Source organism: Streptomyces daliensis (genome assembly GCF_054782395.1).
On the sequence record NZ_BAAGSO010000118.1, the window covers coordinates 296,166 to 302,657 of the forward strand.

Annotated in this window: 9 protein-coding genes; 1 reads left to right on the forward strand and 8 read right to left on the reverse strand. The window is 68.8% G+C overall.

The genetic code is table 11. The features are described from left to right. Window positions 1-1,141, forward strand: a 1,141-nt coding sequence (locus ACYVOO_RS32885) for a penicillin-binding transpeptidase domain-containing protein (RefSeq protein WP_461019371.1), incomplete at its 5' end; no start/stop codon positions are given. 43 nt (window positions 1,142-1,184) lie between these two features. Here the strand turns inward: ACYVOO_RS32885 and ACYVOO_RS32890 are convergent. From ACYVOO_RS32890 to ACYVOO_RS32925, 8 genes are all read right to left on the reverse strand, one after another. Next, window positions 1,185-1,460: a hypothetical protein gene (locus ACYVOO_RS32890; RefSeq protein ID WP_461019372.1), complete on the reverse strand. Its 276-nt coding sequence runs from the start codon at window positions 1,458-1,460 to the stop codon at window positions 1,185-1,187. A 5-nt stretch (window positions 1,461-1,465) separates the two neighbouring features. Beyond that, complete coding sequence (locus ACYVOO_RS32895; protein WP_453349520.1) at window positions 1,466-1,669, reverse strand: hypothetical protein; 204 nt, start codon at window positions 1,667-1,669, stop codon at window positions 1,466-1,468. Window positions 1,670-1,796: 127 nt separating this feature from the next. Beyond that, a complete protein-coding gene (locus ACYVOO_RS32900; protein WP_461019473.1) occupies window positions 1,797-2,144 on the reverse strand; it encodes a hypothetical protein in 348 nt (115 codons plus the stop codon). 64 nt (window positions 2,145-2,208) lie between these two features. Beyond that, window positions 2,209-3,948, reverse strand: a complete 1,740-nt coding sequence (ctaD, locus tag ACYVOO_RS32905) for an aa3-type cytochrome oxidase subunit I (protein ID WP_461019373.1) — start codon at window positions 3,946-3,948, stop codon at window positions 2,209-2,211. Between the two features lie 237 nt (window positions 3,949-4,185). Beyond that, on the reverse strand, window positions 4,186-4,455 hold the full coding sequence (locus ACYVOO_RS32910; protein WP_453349518.1) for a GlsB/YeaQ/YmgE family stress response membrane protein: 270 nt from the start codon (window positions 4,453-4,455) through the stop codon (window positions 4,186-4,188). 61 nt (window positions 4,456-4,516) lie between these two features. Further along, a complete protein-coding gene (locus ACYVOO_RS32915) occupies window positions 4,517-5,290 on the reverse strand; it encodes a hypothetical protein (protein ID WP_461019374.1) in 774 nt (257 codons plus the stop codon). A gap of 103 nt (window positions 5,291-5,393) precedes the next feature. Beyond that, window positions 5,394-5,645: a Sec-independent protein translocase subunit TatA gene (tatA, locus tag ACYVOO_RS32920; RefSeq protein WP_461019375.1), complete on the reverse strand. Its 252-nt coding sequence runs from the start codon at window positions 5,643-5,645 to the stop codon at window positions 5,394-5,396. 20 nt (window positions 5,646-5,665) lie between these two features. Further along, window positions 5,666-6,492: cation transporting ATPase C-terminal domain-containing protein (locus ACYVOO_RS32925; RefSeq protein WP_461019376.1), on the reverse strand; the 827-nt coding region annotated here is incomplete at its 5' end.

A 6,492-nucleotide genomic window follows, 5' to 3' on the forward strand; every position in this document is an offset into this window, starting at 1 on the left:
AGATCAGGCGGAGTACAAGCGGCTGACGGGGAAGGACTCCAACTATCCGCTGCTGAACCGCTCCATCCAGGGCCTCGCGGCGCCGGGCTCCATCTTCAAGGTGATCTCGACGGCGGCGGCGGTGAAGGCCGGTTACGACTTCGACGGCAGCTACAACTGCGGTGCTTCGTACAACGTGGGCGGCCAGACCTTCAAGAACTTCGAGTCCAAGGGCTACGGTCCGATCAGTCTCGGGCGGGCGCTGGAGGTCTCCTGCGACACCGTCTTCTACGACCTCGCCTACAAGCAGTGGCTACAGGACGGCGGGAACAAGCCGAAGAAGGACGCGAACGACTGGTTCTACAAGACGGCCCACGACTTCGGTCTGGGCAAGGAGACCGGTATCGACCTCCCCAACGAGGTCACAGGACGCGTCCCGGACCGTAAGTGGAAGAAGGACTACTGGGAGGCGAACAAGGACGCGTGGTGCGAGCAGGGCGAGAACGCCACGTCGTACGCGGAGAGGATCGCCAAGGAGAACTGCGTCTCGGGGATGAAGATGCGGGCCGGTGACAGCGTCAACTACTCCATCGGCCAGGGCGACACCCTCGTCACGCCGATCCAGATGGCGACGATCTACGCGGGCATCGCCAACGGCGGCACGCTCTACGATCCGACGATCGGCAAGGCCATCGTCAGCGCTGACGGCAAGAAGACCGAGGAGATCGAGCCCAAGTCCCACGGCAAGCTGCCCGTCAGCAAGGCCACGCTCAAGCAGATGGACGAGGCGCTACAGGGCGTGACCACCCGCGGTACCGCGGCGTGGCGGTTCGGGCAGGCGGGCTGGCCGCAGGACGAGATTCCCGTACGGGCCAAGACCAGTACGGCCGAGGTCGCGGGCAAGCAGACCACGTCCTGGTTCGCGAGCTACACGGACGAGTACACGATCGTGATGACGATCTCCCAGGGCGGCACAGGGTCCGGTGCCTCGGCCCCGGCCGTGCGCGAGATCTACGAGGCGCTCTACGGAGTGACGGCGGACGGCGACGTCGACCCCGGCAAGGCGCTGCTGCCCAAGCCGCAGAAGGGCCTCCCGAAGATCGACAAGGACGGCACCATCGAGGCCCCCGACGACGTCCCCTATGCCTCCCGCAAGCGGTGAGCCCGCGAGCCGTGCGCCGTCTGTGGAGGGGGCGGGGGCGGGGCTAGAAGGGGGCTGGTCCGCTGCCCTCTGCGCGGATGAGCTTGCTGCCCCAGCCGTGCAGCAGCACCTCGCCCTCACGGCCGCTCTCGAAGATCCGCAGCACCGTCGGCCGGTCGACGAAGCGGCAGAAGTCCTCCAGCGGGTTGCCCGCCTTGAGGAGGCCGCTCCACTCCTCCTTGTGGTGATAGGTGTAGGCGGTCAGATCGGCCATCACGTCGGTCTCGACACCGTCGAGGAGCAGGACCGCCGGTCCGCGGTAGGTCCGTTCTTCAGCCATCTGCCTCACTCCCACACCTCGGGTCCGCCCCCACGCCACTCGATCAGCTCGTCGTCGTGGAGGTCGATGGTGGCGATGTCGAGCCCGGTCTGGCGAAGGAACTCGATCAGGTCGACCATGCCGTAGGCGACGCCGAGCGACCGCCCGTGGGCGGTGACGCGGCGGCCTCCGTCAGGGGGCGCCGGGTGGACGACGATGGGTACAGCCATGCATCCAGGCTGCGACGATCTCTGCGCCGCCGCATCATGATCTTGACGCCGTGTACCGGCACCCGGACGTACGGGCGCGGGCGGCCCGGTGTCGTACGGGTGCCTCCGGGGCTGCCGCCCCGGCCCTTCACCCCGGGCGGGTCACCGCGAGCAGCGCGGCGAGCACGGTCAGCGCACCCGCGCAGCCGAGGGCCACCGTGGTGAGGCAGCGGGCCCTGAGCCGCCGGTAGCGCTCGCTGTACTCCGCGCGCAGCTCCGTGGCCCGGTGCGCGATCCGCAGGAGGACGTCCCGGGAGAGGGCGAGCCGGTCGGCGGCGTAGACCCGCTCGACCTCCTCGCGCTGGGCGGTGGTCAGCCAGGGGAGCTGGTCGGCGAAGAGGCTCGCCCGGCGCCCGGCCTCCCGCACCTCCGCGCTCCACAGCAGGTAGCCCTCCAGTTGGGCGAGGCCACGGGCGCTGTCCTCGTCCGGTCCCACGTCGGATGCGTCGGCTGCCACACGCCTCTCCTCGGCCGGAACCCTGCCGCTTCCCACTGTCCCGTCACTCCTGGCTCCGTCGCGCCTGCTTGTCACCCGGCGCCACGGTGGCCGAGGCGTGGGGGCGGTTGTCGGCCTCGTCCAGGGTCAGCACGGCCGGGTGGTTCAGATCGAAGGCGGGGGACTCGGAGCGCACGCGCGGCAGGGTGACGAAGTTGTGCCGCGGCGGCGGGCAGGAGGTCGCCCACTCCAGCGAACGGCCGTACCCCCACGGGTCGTCGACCTCGACCTTCTTGCCGTGCTTCGCCGTCTTCCAGACGTTGTAGAAGAACGGCAGCAGGGACAGGCCCAGCAGGAAGGAGCTGATGCTGGAAATGGTGTTCAGGGCCGTGAAGCCATCCGCGTCGAGATAGTCGGCGTAACGGCGCGGCATGCCCTCGGCGCCCAGCCAGTGCTGCACCAGAAAGGTGCCGTGGAAGCCGACGAACAGCGTCCAGAAGGTGATTTTCCCGAGCCGTTCGTCCAGCATCTTCCCGGTGAACTTGGGCCACCAGAAGTGGAAGCCCGCGAACATCGCGAAGACGACGGTACCGAAGACGACGTAGTGGAAGTGCGCCACCACGAAGTACGAGTCGGAGACGTGGAAGTCCATCGGGGGCGAGGCCAGGATGACGCCCGTCAGACCGCCGAAGAGGAAGGTGACCAGAAAGCCGATCGTCCACAGCATCGGCGTCTCGAAGGAAAGGGAGCCCTTCCACATCGTGCCGATCCAGTTGAAGAACTTCACACCGGTCGGCACCGCGATGAGGAAGGTCATGAACGAGAAGAACGGCAGCAGTACCCCGCCCGTGACGAACATGTGGTGCGCCCACACCGTCACGGAAAGGCCCGCGATGGCGATCGTCGCCGCGACGAGCCCGATGTAACCGAAGATTGGCTTACGGCTGAACACCGGCAGGGTCTCACTGGCGATGCCGAAGAACGGCAGCGCGATGATGTAGACCTCCGGGTGTCCGAAGAACCAGAAGAGGTGCTGCCACAGCAGCGCTCCCCCGTTGTCCGCTTCGAAGACGTGCGCCCCGAACTTGCGGTCCGCCTCCAGGACCAGGAGCGCGGCGGCGAGCACGGGGAAGGCGAACAGCACCAGGACGGACGTGAGCAGCGCGTTCCAGGTGAAGATCGGCATCCGGAACATCGTCATGCCGGGCGCGCGCATGCAGATGATGGTGGTGATGAAGTTGACCGACCCCAGGATGGTGCCGAAGCCGGAGAGGGCCAGGCCCATGACCCACAGGTCACCGCCGATGCCCGGTGAGCGGACCTCGTCGGAGAGCGGCGAATAGGCGAACCAGCCGAAGTCGGCGGCTCCCTGCGGGGTGAGGAAGCCGCTCATGACGATGATGGACCCGAAGAGGAACAGCCAGTAGGAGAACATGTTCAGCCGCGGAAAGGCCACATCGGGCGAGCCGATCTGAAGCGGCATGATCCAGTTCGTGAATCCGATGAAGAGCGGGGTGGCGAACATCAGCAGCATGACGGTGCCGTGCATCGTGAACGCCTGGTTGAACTGTTCGTCCGAAAGGATCTGCATACCGGGGCGGGCCAGCTCGGCGCGCATGAAGAGCGCCATGATGCCGCCGAGGCAGAAGAACGTGAACGACGTGCACAGATAGAGCGAACCGATCTTCTTGTGATCGGTGGTGGTGAGCCAGTCGATGACGGCCGCGCCCCGGCGGCGTTTTCTGGTGGCTCTCTTCTCACTGCCCTCGGGCAGGGTTTCCGGCGTCACGTCCAGCGAGGTCATTCGCGTCCAGTCGCTCTCTTATCGTCCCGGCTCGACAGAGAGCGCCCCTCGACGGAACGGCCGCACCGTGAAGCAAGGCGGAGCGGCCTGGCCCTCTCATTGAACTGCTTGTTCCGGAGTGCATTTTCGTGGGTCGGACCCGTGGAACACGCAGATCAACGAATACCGGGAGTGTCGGCCGCTCCCGCCCCGCTGTTCCGGCCCCGCGCTGCCCTCGGTCGCGGGACCCGGCCGTCCTCAGTTGCGGGACTTGCTGCCGAACAGGACGCGGTAGAGGACGAGCAGGACGAGCGAGCCCGCGATCGCCGCCACCCAGGTCGCCAGGTCGAAGAACTGCTTCTCCACCGGCCGGTCGAGGAAGGTGGAGGAGAGCCAGCCGCCGATGAAGGCTCCGGCGATGCCGATGAGCGTGGTGCCGATCATGCCGCCCGGGTCGCGCCCGGGGAGGAGGATCTTGGCTATGGCCCCGGCGATGAGGCCGAGGATGATCCAGCTGATGATGCCCATGAGGGTGTCGCTCTCTTTCGCACGTGAGTTGATCTTCTACGCGATTGTAGAAACCGCGCGGTCACGAACCCTTACGGGGGCTCGTGTAGTCGGGCCCGGTGTAGTCGGGTCCCAAGTAGTCGGGGCTGCTGTAACCGGGCGTCGAGCCACGCTGTCCGGACGCGGCGCCCGTCCCGTCGGCCTCGTCCGTGCCACCCGCCCCGTCCGCCTCCCGCAGCGCGCGGGTGAGGAAGGGCAGCATGCCGCGCTCCAGCAGCGCCTCCCGCCACTCCTCGCGGGCCCGCTCCGCCTCCGTACGCCGCGCGCCGGTGTGCGCGTGCGGCGGCGAGGCGCGGTGGCGCGCGACGGTGACGAGCAGCCACAGGATGCCGAGCGCCGCGGTGAGCGCGGCCAGCCCGGCGCCCGCCCACCCCGTGAGGACCAGGGAGTCGGCGAGATCACGCTGCACTCCCGCCAGCTCCAGCGCGTACCCCAGCAGCAGGAAGATCACAGCCGCAGAGCCGGCGATGACGGGCGCCATGACCGCGAGCGCGGACAGCAGCCCGCGCCTCCGCAGACCACCGCTCCTGGCACGGCGGACGGCGTCCCCCGCGCGGGACTCCTTGGTACGCAGGGCGACGTACGCGCGGTACTCCGCCTCGGCCCCCGCCATGACGCGGCCCGACTCACGGCGCGCCCGCTCCCGCAGCCCGGCGGCGTCGATGCCGCCGGAGGAGCCGAGCAGCGCGTCACGTATCCGCGCGGTGCTCATCGCCTGGTGCAGCACGCGCTCGTAGTCCACCCTGTCCTTCGACTGGAGCCGTACCCCCTTGTCACGCGTTCGCGCGATCCCCACGATCCCCTCCTGGACTCGGTAGGCCGGACGGTTGAATCTACAGCACTGTAGAAGTTGGAGAGAGTCCGCGGCACCGCCGCCCCGCACCCCAGGGGCCCGGACCTCAGCGGGAGTTGCCGGACCCGCCCCCGTGCGCCTCGGACATCTCACGCACCGCGCCGCCCTCCCCGTGCGACCCGTGCGACCCGTGCGACGGCTCGCCCTCCGCCTTCATCGCCTTGGCCTCACTCTTGAGAATCCGCATCGACTTGCCCAGCGAGCGCGCCGCGTCCGGCAGCTTCTTGGAGCCGAACAGCACGATCACCACCACGGCCACGATCAGCAGATGCCAGGGCTCCAGCCCGTTGCGCAGCATGCCCGCTCCCTCTCAAGGTCTTAGTTGCCTGTTTGCGCAACCATATCAACCGGGTTCCGGCGGTCGTAGCGGCGCCTGGCTACCGTGAGGGCCAGCGCGTACAGCGCGAGGACGGGGACGAGCAGCAGGTAGTACGAGAGCGGCAGTGCGGTCAGGCCCAGCGCAGCGGCGGGCGGGGTCAGCGGGAACAGCAGCCCGACCACGGCGAGCCCCGCCGTGGCCAGCCGGAGCGGTCCCGCCACCCGGACCCGGGCCCCGGCGCGGCCTCCCGCGCGGCCTCCCGCACCGGGGCGGCAGGTGCGCAGCAGGAGCATCACCAGCGCCTGGGTGAGGAGGTTCTCGGTGAACCAGCCGGAGTGGAAGCCCGCCTCGTCGCCCACCGGCTCCCCACCGCCCAGGGAGAACGCGAGGACGCCGAACGTGGCGAGGTCGGCCGCCGCGTTGAGCAGGCCGAATCCGGTGAGGAAACGGAGGAGGGCGCGGGGCCTCAGCCGCACGGGATGCCGCAGGCTCTCGGCGGCCGGCCGGTCGAAGGCGAAGGCCAACTGGGCGGCGTCGAAGCAGAGGTTCTGCACCAGGACCTGCGCCGGGAGCATGGGCAGGAAGGGCAGCAGCAGCCCCGCGCCGAGCATGGCGAGGACGTTGCCGAGGTTGGAGGAGAGCGTCACGCGCAGATAGCCGGTGATGTTGGTCCCGGCCGCGCGTCCCGCGAGGACGGCCTGGTCGATGGCGGTGAGATCCTTCTCCGCCAGGGGGGTGTCGTCAACGTAGCGTCGTCCGGCCGTTAGGCCGGGGGCTGCCGGGGGCACCTCCCAGCGGTAGCTGGGGGAGTCTGGTGCGTGCGGTC

Excerpts from the sequence above, each read along its gene's own strand:
- ACYVOO_RS32890 (WP_461019372.1), bottom strand. The coding sequence starts at position 1,460 with ATGGCTGAAGAACGGACCTACCGCGGACCGGCGGTCCTGCTCCTCGAC.
- ACYVOO_RS32895 (WP_453349520.1), bottom strand. The coding sequence starts at position 1,669 with ATGGCTGTACCCATCGTCGTCCACCCGGCGCCCCCTGACGGAGGCCGC.
- ctaD (WP_461019373.1), bottom strand. The coding sequence starts at position 3,948 with ATGACCTCGCTGGACGTGACGCCGGAAACCCTGCCCGAGGGCAGTGAG.
- ACYVOO_RS32910 (WP_453349518.1), bottom strand. The coding sequence starts at position 4,455 with ATGGGCATCATCAGCTGGATCATCCTCGGCCTCATCGCCGGGGCCATA.
- tatA (WP_461019375.1), bottom strand. The coding sequence starts at position 5,645 with ATGCTGCGCAACGGGCTGGAGCCCTGGCATCTGCTGATCGTGGCCGTG.